At 66.2% G+C, this 14805-nt stretch carries 17 protein-coding genes; 9 read left to right on the top strand and 8 right to left on the bottom strand.

All coding sequences use genetic code 11. The features are described 5' to 3' along the window. The first annotated feature begins 37 nt into the window (after positions 1–37). The 3 genes from APY03_RS15235 to APY03_RS15225 all read left to right on the top strand — a co-directional run bounded on the left by APY03_RS15235 (position 38) and on the right by APY03_RS15225 (position 2762). Positions 38–1309, top strand: a complete 1272-nt coding sequence (locus tag APY03_RS15235) for an NAD(P)/FAD-dependent oxidoreductase (protein ID WP_068678038.1) — start codon at positions 38–40, stop codon at positions 1307–1309. A 47-nt stretch (positions 1310–1356) separates the two neighbouring features. After that, the gene (locus tag APY03_RS15230) at positions 1357–2250 is read left to right on the top strand and encodes a DUF72 domain-containing protein (RefSeq protein ID WP_068678037.1); all 894 of its coding nucleotides are present in this window, start codon (positions 1357–1359) and stop codon (positions 2248–2250) included. 83 nt (positions 2251–2333) lie between these two features. Further along, complete coding sequence (locus APY03_RS15225; protein WP_068678036.1) at positions 2334–2762, top strand: VOC family protein; 429 nt, start codon at positions 2334–2336, stop codon at positions 2760–2762. Between the two features lie 39 nt (positions 2763–2801). On the opposite strand, the gene APY03_RS15220 is transcribed toward APY03_RS15225, so the two are convergent. Genes APY03_RS15220 through APY03_RS15205 form a run of 4 tightly spaced genes read right to left on the bottom strand, consistent with a single transcriptional unit; the run spans position 2802 to position 6754 of the window. Then, the gene (locus APY03_RS15220; protein ID WP_068678035.1) at positions 2802–3620 is read right to left on the bottom strand and encodes an alpha/beta hydrolase; all 819 of its coding nucleotides are present in this window, start codon (positions 3618–3620) and stop codon (positions 2802–2804) included. A 4-nt stretch (positions 3621–3624) separates the two neighbouring features. After that, positions 3625–4602 carry a Bug family tripartite tricarboxylate transporter substrate binding protein gene (locus APY03_RS15215; protein ID WP_162487139.1) on the bottom strand — a complete coding sequence of 326 codons (978 nt, stop codon included), beginning with the start codon at positions 4600–4602 and terminating at the stop codon, positions 3625–3627. Between the two features lie 5 nt (positions 4603–4607). Next, positions 4608–5060, bottom strand: coding sequence for a cupin domain-containing protein (locus APY03_RS15210; RefSeq protein WP_068678033.1), 453 nt, complete (start codon positions 5058–5060; stop codon positions 4608–4610). Continuing rightward, positions 5057–6754 (bottom strand): alkaline phosphatase family protein, encoded by a 1698-nt coding sequence (locus APY03_RS15205; protein ID WP_068678032.1) that lies wholly within the window; start codon positions 6752–6754, stop codon positions 5057–5059. The genes APY03_RS15210 and APY03_RS15205 overlap by 4 nt, the downstream gene beginning before the upstream one ends. 132 nt (positions 6755–6886) lie before the next feature. Here APY03_RS15205 and APY03_RS15200 point away from each other — a divergent pair, with 132 nt between their 5' ends. Continuing rightward, positions 6887–7798 (top strand): LysR family transcriptional regulator, encoded by a 912-nt coding sequence (locus APY03_RS15200; RefSeq protein ID WP_232324283.1) that lies wholly within the window; start codon positions 6887–6889, stop codon positions 7796–7798. Between the two features lie 86 nt (positions 7799–7884). Here the strand turns inward: APY03_RS15200 and APY03_RS15195 are convergent, their stop codons facing one another. Further along, positions 7885–8811, bottom strand: coding sequence for a LysR family transcriptional regulator (locus APY03_RS15195; protein WP_068678030.1), 927 nt, complete (start codon positions 8809–8811; stop codon positions 7885–7887). A 146-nt stretch (positions 8812–8957) separates the two neighbouring features. On the opposite strand from APY03_RS15195, the gene APY03_RS15190 reads away from it, so the two are divergent. Next, positions 8958–9362, top strand: coding sequence for a RidA family protein (locus APY03_RS15190; RefSeq protein ID WP_068678029.1), 405 nt, complete (start codon positions 8958–8960; stop codon positions 9360–9362). A 28-nt stretch (positions 9363–9390) separates the two neighbouring features. Here the strand turns inward: APY03_RS15190 and APY03_RS15185 are convergent, their stop codons facing one another. The 3 genes from APY03_RS15185 to APY03_RS15175 form a co-directional block, all read right to left on the bottom strand. Further along, positions 9391–10359: a succinylglutamate desuccinylase/aspartoacylase domain-containing protein gene (locus tag APY03_RS15185; RefSeq protein WP_068678028.1), complete on the bottom strand. Its 969-nt coding sequence runs from the start codon at positions 10357–10359 to the stop codon at positions 9391–9393. Beyond that, the gene (locus tag APY03_RS15180; RefSeq protein WP_174262776.1) at positions 10356–11333 is read right to left on the bottom strand and encodes a Bug family tripartite tricarboxylate transporter substrate binding protein; all 978 of its coding nucleotides are present in this window, start codon (positions 11331–11333) and stop codon (positions 10356–10358) included. Before APY03_RS15180 ends, APY03_RS15185 begins: the two co-directional genes overlap by 4 nt. Before the next feature lie 95 nt (positions 11334–11428). Next, complete coding sequence (locus APY03_RS15175; protein WP_068678027.1) at positions 11429–12325, bottom strand: LysR family transcriptional regulator; 897 nt, start codon at positions 12323–12325, stop codon at positions 11429–11431. Between the two features lie 198 nt (positions 12326–12523). On the opposite strand from APY03_RS15175, the gene APY03_RS15170 reads away from it, so the two are divergent. The 4 genes from APY03_RS15170 to APY03_RS45345 all read left to right on the top strand — a co-directional run bounded on the left by APY03_RS15170 (position 12524) and on the right by APY03_RS45345 (position 14711). Continuing rightward, positions 12524–12985, top strand: coding sequence for a carboxymuconolactone decarboxylase family protein (locus tag APY03_RS15170; RefSeq protein ID WP_068678026.1), 462 nt, complete (start codon positions 12524–12526; stop codon positions 12983–12985). Between the two features lie 200 nt (positions 12986–13185). Beyond that, the gene (locus APY03_RS15165) at positions 13186–13569 is read left to right on the top strand and encodes a hypothetical protein (RefSeq protein ID WP_146039295.1); all 384 of its coding nucleotides are present in this window, start codon (positions 13186–13188) and stop codon (positions 13567–13569) included. A gap of 51 nt (positions 13570–13620) precedes the next feature. Then, entirely contained in the window at positions 13621–14106 is a 486-nt protein-coding gene (locus APY03_RS45350) for a hypothetical protein (RefSeq protein WP_269475633.1), read from the top strand. Beyond that, positions 14103–14711, top strand: coding sequence for a mandelate racemase/muconate lactonizing enzyme family protein (locus APY03_RS45345; protein ID WP_269475634.1), 609 nt, complete (start codon positions 14103–14105; stop codon positions 14709–14711). Before APY03_RS45350 ends, APY03_RS45345 begins: the two co-directional genes overlap by 4 nt. Positions 14712–14805 lie beyond the last annotated feature (94 nt).

Here is a 14805-nt window from a genome sequence, read left to right as displayed (position 1 = left end):
TCGCTTGCCACACGGGAGGCGTCCATATAAGACAAACATGGCCCACATCGTCATTCTCGGCGCCGGCACCGGCGGCATGCCTGCGGCCTACGAGCTGCGCGCTGCACTGGACAAGTCGCACCGCATCACGGTCGTGAACGCCGTCGATTACTTCCAGTTCGTGCCCTCCAATCCATGGCTCGCCGTCGGGTGGCGGGAGCGCAGCTCGATCACCTTCCCGATCGCCCCGCACCTGGAGCAGAAAGGCATCGAGTTCGTTGCGCAGCGCGTGACGCGCATCGATGCCGAGCAGAACGTCGTCGAGTTGCAGGACGGCAGCAGGCTCGGCTACGACTACCTGGTCATCACCACCGGCCCCAAGCTCGCCTTCGACGAGGTGCCGGGCGCGGGCCCGGAGGGGCATACCCAGTCGATCTGCGTGGTCGATCATGCCGAGAAGACCTGGGCCCGGTATCAGCAGTTCCTCGACGATCCGGGCCCGGCCATCATCGGTGCGTTGCCCGGTGCATCGTGCTTCGGGCCCGCCTACGAGTTCTCGTTCATCTTCAACACCGACCTGAGGCGCCGCAAGCTGCGCCACAAGGTGCCGATCACCTACGTGACGAGCGAACCCTACATCGGCCACCTGGGGCTGGGCGGCGTGGGCGATTCGAAGGCGATGCTGGAGAGCGAGTTCCGCAACAACGACATCCACTGGATCACCAATGCCAAGGTCACGCGCATCGAGGACGGCAAGATGTTCGTCACCGAAATGGATGAGCACGGCCAGCCGAAGAAGGAGCACGAGCTGCCCTTCAAGTTCAGCATGATGCTGCCGGCATTCAAGGGCGTCGATGCGGTCGCCTCGGTCGAGGGACTGTGCAACCCGCGCGGATTCGTGATGATCGACGAGAACCAGCGCAGCAAGAAGTATCGCAACATCTTCTCGGCCGGCGTCTGCGTGGCCATCCCGCCCGTGGAGGTCACGCCCGTCCCCACGGGTGCGCCGAAGACCGGCTACATGATCGAGACGATGGTCACTGCCATCGTGCACAACATCGCCGCTGAAATCGCGGGCCGGCCTGCCGATGCCAAGGCCACCTGGAACGCGATCTGCCTCGCAGACATGGGGAACACCGGGGCGGCATTCGTCGCGCTGCCGCAGATCCCGCCGCGCAACGTCAACTGGTTCAAGAAGGGCAGATGGGTCCACCTGGCCAAGGTCGCCTTCGAGAAATACTTCATGTACAAGATGAAGAACGGCACTTCGGAGCCCATCTATGAGAAGTATGTCCTCAAGGCCCTGGGGATCGAACGGCTGGAGCGTTGAGGCCGGCGAATCTTCCACGCCATGGCTCGAGCCGCTAGCATTCGGCCATGAGCATCCTTGTGGGAACCGCCTCGTGGACTGACAAGACACTCATCGAGTGCGGGCGCTTCTATCCGAAGGAAGCGAAGACGCCCGAGGCGCGGCTGCGCTACTACGCGTCGATCTTCCCCCTGGTCGAGGTCGATTCCAGCTACTACGGCATCCCCGCGCCCGCCAACGCGAACAACTGGGCCGCGCGCACGCCCGAACACTTCACCTTCAACATCAAGGCCTTCCGCCTCTTCACCGGCCACCAGACCGACCCGAAGGTGCTGCACAAGGACATCAAGGAAGCACTGGGCTCGACGAAGACGCTCTATTACCGCAGCACCCCACCCGCGATCCGCGACGAGTTGTGGCGCCGCTTCATCGACGCGATCGCGCCGCTCAGGAATGCCGGCAAGCTCGGCCTGGTGCACTTCCAGTTTCCGCCCTGGCTGCAATGCGATCGCGAGGGGCATGCGCATGTCGCGCATTGCATCGAGATGATGGCGGGCCATACCTGCAGCGTCGAATTCCGGCACGCGTCGTGGTGGGCCGAGGCGCACCGCGGCGGCACGATCGACTTCCTGCGCGGGTTGCACGCCGTGCACACCATCGTCGACGGGCCGCAGGGCTTTGCCAACAGCGTGCCGATGCTGGCCGAGACCACGAACCCCGACTACGCCCTGGTGCGGCTGCATGGGCGCAACGTGGACACCTACAACATGAAGGGCGCGGTCTCGGCGGCCGAGCGCTTCGACTACGACTACCCTGACCAGGAACTGCGCGAGATCATGTCGGAAGTCGTTCGCCTGGCCTACAAGGCCAGGCACACGCACATCATCTTCAACAACTGCGACGAGGACAAAGGGCAGCGCAACGGGATCACATTCATGAAGATGCTGTTGGCGCACGGCTGAATGGCCGCCGCGGAAATGCGGGGCGTGCCGTCGACATTCGCTCAAAATGTCGACCCACCACCCAAGTCGAAAGGAGCGTATGCATGGAAACACAGGAGTTGCACCGCGGTCGCCTGATCGATCACATCCAGCTCGTCGTGCGCGATCTCGCCGCGAGCCAGGCTTTCTATACGGCCGTCTTCGAGGTGCTGAAGATACCGATGGGCGGCACCGGCGAGGGCTATTTCTGGGCCGATGAGCTTTTCGTGTCGACCGCCGACAGCGAGGCAGCCCAGGGCCGGCTGACCGGACGCCACCACCTCGCCTTCCAGGCCCAGGACAAGGCGATGGTCGATGCGTTCTACAACGCCGCGCTCGCGCATGGCGGCATGGACAACGGAGCCCCGGGCGAGCGGGCGTACCACCCCGGCTACTACGCGTGTTTCGTGCTCGACCCGGACGGCAACAACATCGAGGCGGTGTTCCACGGCGAGGCCCAGCGCAGCGCGCCCTCGGTCAAGGTGACGTTCTGATGTCTTAGGGGGCCTTCGCCACCGTCCGGCCGGCGGCGATCACTGCCCCTGGTCGGCGAAGAGCGTGCAGACCTGCTCGAACAAGGGACCGCCAGGTGACGCGAACTGACGCAGCAGACTGAAATGATCGGCCCCGGGTGCGACGTGCAGAACGCTCCGGTTGCCCGCGTTCTTCCACGCATCGTGCAAGCGCCGGCTTTGCTCGATGAAAGCCGGCGTTTCCTCGTCTCCGACAACGACCAGCCCGGGCGGCAGTTGCGCGCGAATGCGATGAATGGGAGAGCAGGCCGCCGCGGCTGCAGGATCGAGCTGGAGCTTCTGGTTGAGCGAAGTCGCCACGAGGGGCGCGAGGTCGAAGATGCCGCTCATGGCGATGACGCCCGCGATGCCTTTCGCATCGGCAAGTGCAAGCTCGACGGCGATATGGGCGCCCGCCGAGTGCCCCGAGAGGACCAGTGGCACGCCATGGGCATCGCCCATGCCCGCCCGGGCCCGGATCGCCGGTACGCAGGCCTTCGCGGCCTCGATGAGTTCCGCGAGCGACACGGTCGGGCACAGCGGATAGTTGACCAGCGCGACATTCAGCCCGGCAGCCGTGAAGGCGGGCGCGATGAAGCGGAAGGTCCACTTGTCCCGCGATTGCCAGTACCCCGCATGGAAGTACGCCAGCGTGCCCCGCGGGCTCCCGCGCGCCGTGAAGAAGTCGAAGGTCTGGCGCTCCAGCGGGCCGTAGCGCACATCGAGCGCACAGGGTCCGGTGGTAGTGGCCACCCGGCTCTCTACCTCGAACTCGGCGAGCAGCGCCGCAAAGCTCGCCCGCGCCTGGCCCTCGACGTACTGGAACTGAAGGTCGTCCACGAGCTCAGTCGGCCTTGAGGCCGGTGGTCTTGACGAACTGCGTCCAGCGTTGCAGTTCGCTGCGCATCAGCGTCGAGAACTGGTCGGGCGAGTTCGGGGGAGCCGCTTCCATGCCGAGCTCCGACAGCTTCTCGCGAATCTGGGGCAATTGCATGATCCGTGTCAGTTCCTCGTTCCACTTGGCGATGATGTCGCGCGGCGTGCCGGCCGGCGCGACGATGCCCTCCCACTCCTTCAGGTCGAACCCGGGGATGCCGCTCTCGGCCATGGTCGGGACCGAGGGCAGCGCCGGAAGACGGGCGGGGCTGGTCACGGCCATGGCTCGCAGCTTGCCGGCGTTCACCAACGGAACGGCGACCGAGGTCGTGGCGAACATCGCCGAGACATAGCCCCCCAGCAGCGCCTGCACCGCTTCCGAAGGTCCCTTGAAAGGCACATGGAGCATATCGACCTTGGCGAGTTGCCTGAAGGACTCGCCGATCAGGTGGGCCGGCGAGCCGTTGCCGCCGGAACCATAGCTGAGCTTGCCCGGCTGCGCACGCGCGAGTTCCACCAACTCCTTCGCGCTGCGGGCCGGCACCGAGGGAGGCACCACGAGCACGTTGTAGAGCCACACGAGGTTGGCAATGGGCACGAAGTCCGCGCCGGTGTCGTAGGGCACCTTGCCGAACAGCGCCGGCAGGACCGTGTGCGTGAGGAACATGACGCCGACCGTGTAGCCGTCAGGCGCCGCCTTGGCCACCGCATCCATGCCGATCATTCCCGTCGCGCCGGGCCGGTTGTCGACGATGACCGGCTGCTTCCACGCGTCCTGCAGGCGCTCGGCCACCAGGCGCGCGAGCACGTCGGGCGGGCTGCCGGGCGGCAGCGGCACGACGATCCTGATGGGCCTGGCGGGGTAGCCCTGCGCCCAGGCCGGGAGGGTTGCTGCGGCGAGAGGCGCGGCAGCCAGCGCGCCCAGGATCCGTCTGCGTTGAATCATGATGTTCATGCCGCCGATGAAACGGGCGGTGCAAAGATGACGTCGTACTCACGCGCCGCGGCCACCACTTCGGCCGGGCTCGACATGTTGTGGATGCGGCGGTAGAGCGCCTGCAGCTTGCCGGCCGGCGTGGCCCAGAAGAGGGCCGTCACCGGTTCGCCGGTGTTGTTGAAGAACGCATGTGGAATGCCGCGGGGCATGCGCACCAGGTCGCCGGCGCCGGCCGAGGTCTTCTTGCCCGCGAGGAGGAGATCGATGCGGCCGTCGAGCACGAAGATGTACTCGTCCTGGTAGGGATGCACGTGCGGCGGCACGAAGGTCTCCACCGGGAAGGTCGCATGCCAGGAGAAGCTGTCGTCGCTCACCTGCTTGGGCACGTAGATCTGCCCGAGGATGTTCCACGACACGCCGTCCATGCCGGTCTGCGCGCGCGTGATGTCGGGGGTTTCGATGGTCATGTGGAGACTCCTTCCTGGCCGGTGAGGCGATCGAGCGTGGGTTTGACGAGGGGGTTGGTCGAGGCGAAGCGCGGCTTGAAGCGCTTGCGTGCCTCGCTCAGGTCTTCTTCGTCCCAGTAGCCGATAAGGATGCCGCCCTCGGAGATGCGGGGCTGGATCTCCATCGTCTCGATGGCACCGTCCGGAATCGTCACGCGCTGGCGTGGCTGGCGTGCCCAGCGGAACAGGGCCTCGTGCAGGCGCTGGCGCACCCCTTCGTGTTCGGGTGCGGCGCCCAGGTCGACGAATTCGTTCGGGTCCGAGGCGAGGTCGAACAACATCGGACGGTAGCCCTCGGCCAGCACGTATTTCCAGCGGCCGTCGGAGATCATCCGCAGCCAGGCCTCGCGCGAGGGCGTGCCGAGCGCGATGCGCGAATCCTGGAAGGCATAGTCGTACTCGCAGACCACGTGCTCGCGCCAATCGGGCGGACGCTTCCCGAACAGCAGCGGGCGAAGCGAGCGGCCGTCCATGATGTGCGGCACCGGCGTGCCGCCGCAGGCGTCGAGGAAGGTCGGCGCCAGGTCGACCGCCTCGACCAGTGCGTCGCAGCGCGTCCCCCGCGTGGGGTCGGCGCGCGGGTCGGGGTCGTAGACGATCAAGGGCGCGCGGATGATCGGCTCGTGGAACAGGTCCTTCTCGCCCATCCAGTGATCGCCCAGGTAGTCGCCATGGTCCGAGGTGAAGACGATCATGGTCGTGTCCATCAGGCCGCGCTCTTCCAGGAAGCCGAAGAGCTTGCCCAGCTGGTCGTCGATCTGCTTGATCAGGCCCATGTAGCCGGGCATGACGGCGTCGCGCACGCCTTCGCGCGAGAAGGTCTCGGACACCCGGTGCTTCATCATCGCCGCATACACCGGATGCGGATCCTGGCGCTCGGCCTCGGAGCGGACCACCGGCAGGGCATCCTCGGCCTTGTACATGCTCGCGTACGGCTCGGGCACGATGTAGGGCCAGTGCGGCTTGATGTATGACAAGTGCAGGCACCAGGGCTGCTCGCCGGCCTCGGCAATGAAGTCCATCGCGCGGCGGGTGATGTAGGGCGTCTCGGAGTGCTCGTCGGGCACGCGTGCCGCCCGGTTCGAGTACTTCAGGAACCAGCCGGAGCGGATCCGGCCGTCGTCATCGACGGTGGAGTTGGCCCAGCTCTCCCAGGGGTTGTCGCCGCCGAAGCCCTGCTTGCGCAGGTAGTCGTTGTAGCTGGGGTCCGGATCGTGGCCCGAGTAGGGGTGGATGCCGTCGTCGCGCTCGTAGGGATCGAAGCCGCACTCGGCGATGCGCACGCCGATCGTCGAGGCCGGGTCGATGCCCAGGCGCGACATCCCTGCGAGGTCGGCGCGCATGTGGGTCTTGCCGACCAGCACCGAACGCACGCCCAGCGGGCGCAGGTGGTCCCCGATCGTCATCTCGCCCGCCTTGAGCGGCACGAAGTTCCAGCTCGCACCGTGGGAGTGAACGTAGCGTCCGGTGTAGTAGCTCATGCGCGACGGACCGCAAACCGGGGACTGCACGTAGGCGCGGTCGAAGATCACGCCGCGCGCCGCCAGTGCGTCGAGGTTCGGCGTCTTCAGCCTGGGGTGGCCGAAGCACGACAAGTGGTCCGCGCGGAGCTGGTCGCACATGATGAAGAGGATGTTCTTCACGCTTCGGGTCATGCCGGTTCCTGTCGTGGGGTGGGTGTTGACCGAATGCTAGTTGCCCGGTCGGCCCGTGTCGCGTCACATGTTTTGATGTCGATTACCATGGGTTATCGCCACCCCCGCCATCCCCACCACCCCGTGGTCACCATGCGGCTCCAGCATCTTCACCTGCTGCTGACTCTTGCCAAGACCGGGAGCCTGCGCGCGTCGGCCCAGACCCTCAACGTGTCCCAGCCGGCGCTGACCAAGGCCTTGCGCCAGCTCGAGGACGAGTTCGGCACCGCGCTGGTGATACGCACGCCCAAGGGAGTCCGGCTGGCGCCGGCCGGCGAGCTGATCGCCGCGCGCGCTGCCACTGTGGTGCGTGAAATCGACCGGGCCCGCGAGGAGGTCGCATGGCATCTGCGGCATGCCGAGGCGCAGGTGACGGTGGGCGTCTCGCCGGTCGCGGCGATCCTGCTGGCGCCCGGCGCGGTGGAGCGCTTCGGCGCCAGATGGCCCCAGGTCAGCCTGCGCATGCGCGATGCGCTCTACCCCCGTGCCCTGGAGCAGGTGCGCACCGGCGAGCTCGACATGGCGCTGGGGCCCCTGCCTACCGAGGGTGTCGGCCGGGATCTGGTCGTACAGCCGCTCTTCGACAGCCGCTCGGTGCTCGTCGCCCGCCGCAGCCATCCGCTGGCGCGTGCGAAGAAGCTGGCCGACCTCCTCGACACGGGCTGGGTGCTCACCGGCCCGCCCGGAGGACCGGGCGACCCGCGCAACATCCACTTCGATGAAACGGGCGCTCGCACGCCGCAGGTTCGCCTGGAGTGCGAATCCTTCGCCACGCTGCTCGCGCTCATGCCCAGGCTGGACGTGGTCGGAATCATGCCGGCGGGGTTCTTCGACCGCTATGGTCCCGGGATGGACCTCGTCCAATTGCCCATTGCCGACGTGCTGCCCAACACGACCATCCACGTCCTGCACCGTGCCGATACGCCGCTGACACTGCCGGCGCAACGGCTGCTGGAGGCGTTCCTTGCAGAAGCCGGCGCGCTGCGGACATCATTGCGCCGCTGACGGGCCTCTTGGCGCTTCGAGCCCTTGCCCGGCAGCCGCAGCGAAGCCGCCGGTAGCCGGCGTGGCGCTGCGCTCGCAGCGCTCGGTCACGTGCCACGCCTCGCAGCGACGGGCGCGTGCTGCGCCATCAGCTCGGCAACCCATTCGATGAACGCGCGCAGCTTGGCGCTGACATGCCGGTTGGGCCGGAACGCCACGTGCATCGGCATCGGGTCGATGCGCCAGCCCTTGAACAGAGATACCAGCTCGCCGCGCGCGAGGTGCGTTTCGGACAGGTAGTGTGGCGCCCAGAGCACGCCGAGGCCGGCCAGGCCGGCGGCGAGGTAGGCATTTCCGTCGTCGAACGCGAATGTGTACCGGCCCTGCACTTCGATGCGTTCGCCGTCGCGGTGCATGGCGTACGGAAAGATCCCGCCGTTGCGTGACCGCAGGAAGCCCACGACGCGGTGGTGCGTGTCCTCGAGCTCCCGCGGGTGCGAAGGCGTGCCGGCCCGCTCCAGGTAGCTCGGCGCCGCGTAGACCCCGAGCGGCAGGTCCCCCACGCGCCGTGCCGTCAGCGATGGGTCGGTGAGCTCGCCGCCGCGCAGGACGCAGTCCACGTTCTCGTCGATCAGGTCCACCATGCGATCGCTCACGCCCATGTGGAGCTGGATGTCGGGGTAGCGCGCGTGGAATGCAGGCAAGGCCGGCACCAGGATCATGCGGGCCAGCGGGCTGGGCACATCCACCCGCAGGCGCCCGCGGGGCGACGCCGAGGCACTGGACAGGCTGGTCTCGGCATCGTCCATGTCGGCCAGCAGACGCACGACGCGCTCGTAGTAGGCCGCACCATCAGGCGTGACGTTGACCTTGCGCGTGGTGCGGTTGAGCAGCTTCACGCGCAGGCGCTCTTCCAGCTGCTGCACCAATTGCGTCACGCTGGTCTTGCTCATCTGAAGTGTCTCGGACGCCTTGGTGAAGCTGCGTGCTTCCACCACCCGGGCGAATGCCTGCATGGCATCGAAACGGTCCATCTCCGTGCTCCAGTCGCTCAAAGGATTGTTTGGGTTCCCCAAACAGTGATTGTTGGCCTTGCTCGTTGATCCGCGAGGCAAGCGTCCCTAAAGTCCCTTGATCGTGACTGCCGGGTCGGAATCGACCCGATCAATGAAGGTATTCCATGACTCAGCGTGAAGTCGTTTTTCCGCCCGGGCGCCAGGCGCTCTACGAAAAGAACCGGTATTCGCCGGCCATCCGATCCAATGGTTTCCTGTTCGTCTCGGGGCAGGTCGGCAGCCGCCAGGACGGCTCGCCCGAGCCCGACCTGGAGGCGCAGGTCCGCCTCGCGTTCGACAATCTGAACGCGATCCTCGTGGCTGCAGGCTGCACGTTCGAAGACCTGGTGGACGTCACCGTCTTCATCGTCGATCCCGAATCGACGTTCGAGACGATCTGGAAGGTGGTGCCGGAGTACTGGGGCAATGCGCCGTATCCGACGCTGACCGGAGTCGGCGTGACGTGGCTCTACGGCTTCCAGTTCGAGATCAAGGTGGTAGCGAAACTTCCGGAGCACAGCGAAGCGTGACCGCGCCGGCACCGGCACCGGCGCGGCTTCACAATGGCTCCGCTTTCGCGAAGCGGACGACCGTCACGCCGGCGCGCGCCTGCCGCAACGAGGGCATGACAAGAACGCAGTCGTCGTAGGGCGTGGTGACCAGCTCTCCGTCGTTGTCGCCAATGGGGGTCCCCGCGTCTCGGATGACCTCGAGCCCGCGCCATGAGCCGAGGAAGCGGAACTTGCTGCTTCGCGCAACCACGCCGCCGGTGACCCGCAGAACTCTCTGCCGGGGCGCATCCGGCCGGCGCCATCCGCGAAGCACATCGGATGCGGATGCGGCGTCGAGGATTTGCGCTTCGACCAGGAAGCGAACCGAGAGGTCTCGAGCAACATCCCGGCTCGAGGCTTCGCCGTGAAAGCCGCATTCCACGAGCAGCGAACGGGTCTCGCTGCCCTCCGCGTCCGATAGGCCAAAGCGGCCGAAGTCGCGCATTCGGGTTCCGTCCTGGTGGCCTTCGTCGACGACGACGTGCTCAGGCGCCCGCAAGCTTCGCGCAAGCGCGAGATTGCGGGCATGCGGACCTGCCAGCAGCAACGGCTCGCCTTGCTCGTGCATCGAATGCAGGTCCAGCAGCCAATCCGCACGCTCGACGAAGGGAAGCAATTCGCCCGCACGGCGCCGCTCCACGGTCGTGGCATCGGCGATTCTCCCGGTGGACCACTGGCGGTTCAGGTCCTCGTCGACAAAGCGGGACGCATCGAACGCGCCCGGGTCGAAGCGGTCGAAGGCGGCAAGGTTGCAGAACGCCATCGTCAGGCTGCCTCGCCGCGGCCGCACGCCGGCTTCCAGCAACCCCTTGATGGCCCAGGCCCCGCAGAGCTCATTGCCATGGACGAGCGACGTGACCATCACGCGACGGCCGGGCACGCCCGACTCGAAATGCCAGACCCCTTCCGTTCCCGTGTTGCCCGCGCGCCAGGCGCTGATGTCCGGCCTGGGCAGATCGAATCGCAGGCCCGTCATTCCGCGATCTTCGCGAAGTCGACGACCTTCTGGTACTTGGCTGTCTCGTCCGCCAGGAAGCGCGGCATGTCGACGTCCAGGGGCGCGATGGTCGAACCCGACTCTTCGAGCTTCTTGCGGAACTCGGCTGTCTTCAGGATTTCGTTGAGCGCCGTGCGCAGCCTGGCCAGGACGGGCGCGGGCAGCTTCGGCGGCGCCATCAGCGCGAACCAGACGCCGATGTCCATGTCCTTCAGGTTCGCCGACTCGGCCAGTGCGGGAATGTCCGGTGCCGCCGGCGATCGCTTCTTTTCCGTCACACCCAAGGCGACCACCTTGCCGCTGCGGATATGCGGCAGGCCGCTGGACAGCACGAACACCCCGTATTCGAGCGTGCCGCCCAGGAGGTCGTTGGTCAGCGGCGCCACGCCTCGGTACGGGATGTGCGTCATGAAGAGGCCGCCCTGCTCCTTCACCATCTCCCCCGCCAGGTGCAGCGCCGTGCCGACGCCGCTGCTGCCGTAGCTGAAGCGCCCGGGCTTGGCCTTGACCGCACTCACGAACTGTTCGGCATTCTTGACCCCCGTGGCCGCCGATGCGACCAGGACCATGGGCTGCGAGGCGACCAGGCCGATCGGCGTGAAGTCCTTGTAGCTGTACTTGACGGTTGCGGGCGTGATCAGCCGGTTGATCGCGATCTCGTTGTTGGCGCCCAGCAGCAGGGTGTAGCCGTCCGGCTGCGCCTTGGATGCCTTCATCGCGGCGATCGCACCGCCTGCGCCGCTGGCGTTCTCCACGACCACCGGCACCCCCAGCTTGTGCGCGAGCTGGTCTGCCACTGCGCGACCCGTCAGGTCGGTGCTGCCGCCCGGCGGATACCCGACCAGCACCGTGATGGGCCGGTTCGGGTAGGCGGCTTCCTGAGCCGAGGCGTGGTGCTGGGCCACGGAAATGATCGAGAACGCTGCGGCGCCGATGGCAAGGGTACGTTTCAAGGTTTGTCTCCAGTAGTGCCCAATGCCCGGATTCTGGTTTCCGGAGCCACCGCAGTTGTGCCTTTTCGGCACGCAGCCGTGCAGGAAAGTACCGGTCAGCCTGGGTCCACTGTCTGCCAGAACGACTCTGCCGCCGGCGAAAGCCTTCGCTTGGCTCGAACCATGCGAACCTCGAAGCCGATCTCCAGCGCCTTGCTGCCCACCGGCGCCAACTGCCTTGCCTTGCAGGCGCCCGCTGCCAGGGACCAAGGCAACCAGGCGACGCCCAGCCCCTTGAGGGCGTACTCGAGCAACGCGTCTGCCGAATCGCATTCGATGGTCTCGGCGAGGCGGGGCGCCTTCGCATGGTTGCTCAGGTGGTCGCTCACCAGCCGCCCCAGTGCCAGCGTCTGGGCATACGCCAGGTAGGGGACAGCCTCGGCGTGCTCGAAGCTGAATGACGCCTGGCCCCGTGCGTTGATCTTTCCCACCGGCACCAGGCGGTCGCTCGCCACCCGTCGCTGGAGGTACTGGTGCGAGCTGAGGCGCACTGCAATCTGCGGGTGGTGATAGGTCAGCATGAAGTCCGATTCGCCGCGCTCGAACCTCTGAAGGGTTTCCGCCATGGAGCCGGTGCGGACCACCACCCGCACGCCGGCACGTTGCCGCCTGATCCGCGAAAGCCAATCCGCTGCCACCGTGCGGGCTAGCGTCCGCCCCGTGGCCAGCGTGACCGTTGCGGCATGGCCTTCTGCATCCGCCCCGCAGATCTCGCTCCTTGCCTGGGCCATTGCTGGAACCAGCTGCAGCGCAAAGCCCAGCAGCTTCTCGCCCTGGCTCGTCAGCCTGACGGAAGTTCCGCGCCGCTCGACCAGGGGTGCGCCTGCCCAGGCTTCAAGCGCCCGGATTCGACGGCCGAACGCCGGGTGGGTGACGTGCCGCTGCTCGGCGGCGCGGGTGAGGCTGCCGGTTTGCGACAGGGCGATCAGGTCTTCGAGCCACTTGGTTTGCATGGGACGGGACTGTAGTATCGGATGAGCCGAGCGAGCGCTTCCGCTCCGGCTCATGGGCAACGGATCACTGATGCGATGGACGAGTCAATGACCAGAGCTTGGGGGCAGGGCGAAAGTCGCTCGCCGCCTGTCACAAACCGATGTGCCCGGTCGTCTAAGAGGTATTCCCCCCCATCCTCAACCGACAAGGAGCTCACGATGTCCCAAGCCAGACTCGACTACCACGCCCTCGCCCCTGCGGCCGCGCGCGCCGGCGCACAGTTTTCCAACGCCGCCGGCAAATCGCTGGACAAGCGCCTGCGCGAAGTAGTGAACTTGCGCATCAGCCAGATCAACGGCTGCGCCTTCTGCATCGACATGCACTGGGCCGACCTGCTCAAGCAGGGCATGGACCCCCGCCATGTCAACGCCGTGGCCGGCTGGCGCGAGGCGGAGCGGTTCTTCAACGAAGCCGAGCGCGCCGCGCTCAACTGGGCGGAGGCCGTCAACGCAGTGCCGCATCGCACGCCCAGCGATGCGGACTTCGACGCCGTGAAGCGGCACTTCAGTGATGCGGAGATCGCGGACCTCACGTTCGCGGTCTGCGCGATCCGCTCGTGGAACATGCTCAATGCCAGCTTCCACACGCAGGTGCCCGAAACGCCGTACAGCGTCGGCTGATCCAGGCGGCTGCCGGCGACTCCGGCGCGGCGCATGGACGATGTGCCGTCTGCGTCGCGCCGATCCACCGCCGCGTCGGCCTGCCCTCGGATTCGCCGACGTCGTTCATTGATCAGCATCCCCTGGTGTGGTGCGAACAGGCTGGCGCCGCGCGCAGGTCTGGCCTACAGTGGCCTTCCAGCACCATGAGGAACTGACAAATGCCGATTCGTATTGCGTCATTGACCAAGAGGATCTCGGCCAACGGCCGGGCGCTGCTTCGCGCGACGAAGCGCCGGATGGAAGCTGGTGGGGCGGAGCAAGAGCCGTCCGAAGCCGAGTCCGCCCTGATCGAGGAGCGCCGGCTGCTCAAGGAGGAGCGGGACAGGCGCAAGGCGAAGGCGCTGCAGCCCGGCCCGAGCGCCCTCGACCGGCTCACGCGAACGCATCATCCCCAGGCCAAGGACAAGAAGGTCAGGAAGGAAGCGCACGACGCCACTGAAGCCAAGAAGCCCAAGGCGCGCAGGACGCGCGCCGAGAAGCACGCGCAGCAGGCAGCGGCGCTGGACGCCGCGCGCAAGTCGCCGAAGAAGCCGGCGAAGTGACCCAGGTGGCCTCTTCTTGAGGAGAGACGGCAATCCAAAGGAGAGTGCGCCATGCGTTCGATTGCGAACATGACCACCCAGCTCTTCAAGGTCCCACTTGCTGAAGTCTTGACGGATGCCAAGCACGGCGCACATACCCATTTCGAGTTGATTACCGTGACGGTAGAACTCGCCGACGGCAGCCAGGGCACGGGCTACACCTACACCGGCGGCAGGGGAGGCCACGCGATCAAGGCAATGATCGAACACGACTTCACTCCTGCGCTGGTCGGCTCCGATGGCGCAGATGTCGAGGGCATTCACGATTTCAACCAGTGGCATGTGCACTATGTCGGACGCGGGGGCATCGCGTCATTTGCGATCTCGGCCATTGACATCGCGCTTTGGGACATCCGTTGCAAGGGAGCCGGGCAGCCACTCTGGAAGCTGGCCGGCGGCGTCGAGAACACCTGCAAGGCCTACTGCGGCGGTATCGATCTGTCGTTTCCGCTCGAGAAGCTGCTAGCAACGTGCGTGGTTACCTCGCCAGGGGCGTGAACGCTGTCAAGATAAAGATCGGGCGCCAGGACCTTGAGGAAGACATCGAGCGTATTCGCGCAGTGCGGCAGCTGATCGGCCCCGACATCACCCTGATGGTGGATGCCAACTACGCCATGAGCGTGGACCAGGCCATTGTTGCGGGCAAGCGCTTCGAGCCCTTCGACGTCTTCTGGTTCGAGGAGCCGACCATTCCGGACGACTATGAAGGCTATGCGCGCATCGCCGACGCGACCGGCGTGCCGTTGGCAATGGGCGAAAACCTGCACACGATTCACGAGTTCGACCAGGCCTTCAAGCATGCGAAGTTGTCCTTCATCCAGCCGGACGCCTCGAACTGCGGAGGCATCACGGCATGGCTGAGGGTGGCCGAGCGCGCTCGGCAACACGGCATCCCGGTGTGCTCGCATGGCATGCAGGAATTGCACGTCAGCCTGTTGGCTGCACAAGCTGATGCGGGGTGGCTGGAGATCCACAGCTTTCCCATCGACGAATACACGGCTCGCCCCCTCGTCATCGAGAACCACCGCGCGGTTGCGCCCCTGGATGCCGGGATCGGGGTGCAGTTTGACTGGGGAAAGCTTGGGGCGTTCTTGGTGCGGTAGTTTCGATGCCGGAGGAGCGGGGTCGGAGAATCGCATGTGCGATGGCGAATGAGGGTAAGCGCTCTATTGACCACGCCCCTTGTGCCCAGATGAC

Origin of the sequence: Variovorax sp. WDL1, assembly GCF_001541225.1 — a bacterium.
Classification (GTDB): domain Bacteria; phylum Pseudomonadota; class Gammaproteobacteria; order Burkholderiales; family Burkholderiaceae_C; genus Variovorax.
The sequence above is the reverse complement of the archived record's forward strand: the minus strand, read 5'-3'. Positions and strand labels throughout refer to the sequence as shown.

What these genes read in the sequence shown, in the direction of transcription:
- APY03_RS15235 (WP_068678038.1), top strand. Translation starts at nt 38, where the DNA reads ATGGCCCACATCGTCATTCTCGGCGCCGGCACCGGCGGCATGCCTGCG.
- APY03_RS15230 (WP_068678037.1), top strand. Translation starts at nt 1,357, where the DNA reads ATGAGCATCCTTGTGGGAACCGCCTCGTGGACTGACAAGACACTCATC.
- APY03_RS15225 (WP_068678036.1), top strand. Translation starts at nt 2,334, where the DNA reads ATGGAAACACAGGAGTTGCACCGCGGTCGCCTGATCGATCACATCCAG.
- APY03_RS15215 (WP_162487139.1), bottom strand. Translation starts at nt 4,602, where the DNA reads ATGATTCAACGCAGACGGATCCTGGGCGCGCTGGCTGCCGCGCCTCTC.
- APY03_RS15210 (WP_068678033.1), bottom strand. Translation starts at nt 5,060, where the DNA reads ATGACCATCGAAACCCCCGACATCACGCGCGCGCAGACCGGCATGGAC.
- APY03_RS15205 (WP_068678032.1), bottom strand. Translation starts at nt 6,754, where the DNA reads ATGACCCGAAGCGTGAAGAACATCCTCTTCATCATGTGCGACCAGCTC.
- APY03_RS15200 (WP_232324283.1), top strand. Translation starts at nt 6,887, where the DNA reads ATGCGGCTCCAGCATCTTCACCTGCTGCTGACTCTTGCCAAGACCGGG.
- APY03_RS15195 (WP_068678030.1), bottom strand. Translation starts at nt 8,811, where the DNA reads ATGGACCGTTTCGATGCCATGCAGGCATTCGCCCGGGTGGTGGAAGCA.
- APY03_RS15190 (WP_068678029.1), top strand. Translation starts at nt 8,958, where the DNA reads ATGACTCAGCGTGAAGTCGTTTTTCCGCCCGGGCGCCAGGCGCTCTAC.
- APY03_RS15185 (WP_068678028.1), bottom strand. Translation starts at nt 10,359, where the DNA reads ATGACGGGCCTGCGATTCGATCTGCCCAGGCCGGACATCAGCGCCTGG.
- APY03_RS15175 (WP_068678027.1), bottom strand. Translation starts at nt 12,325, where the DNA reads ATGCAAACCAAGTGGCTCGAAGACCTGATCGCCCTGTCGCAAACCGGC.
- APY03_RS15170 (WP_068678026.1), top strand. Translation starts at nt 12,524, where the DNA reads ATGTCCCAAGCCAGACTCGACTACCACGCCCTCGCCCCTGCGGCCGCG.
- APY03_RS15165 (WP_146039295.1), top strand. Translation starts at nt 13,186, where the DNA reads ATGCCGATTCGTATTGCGTCATTGACCAAGAGGATCTCGGCCAACGGC.
- APY03_RS45350 (WP_269475633.1), top strand. Translation starts at nt 13,621, where the DNA reads ATGCGTTCGATTGCGAACATGACCACCCAGCTCTTCAAGGTCCCACTT.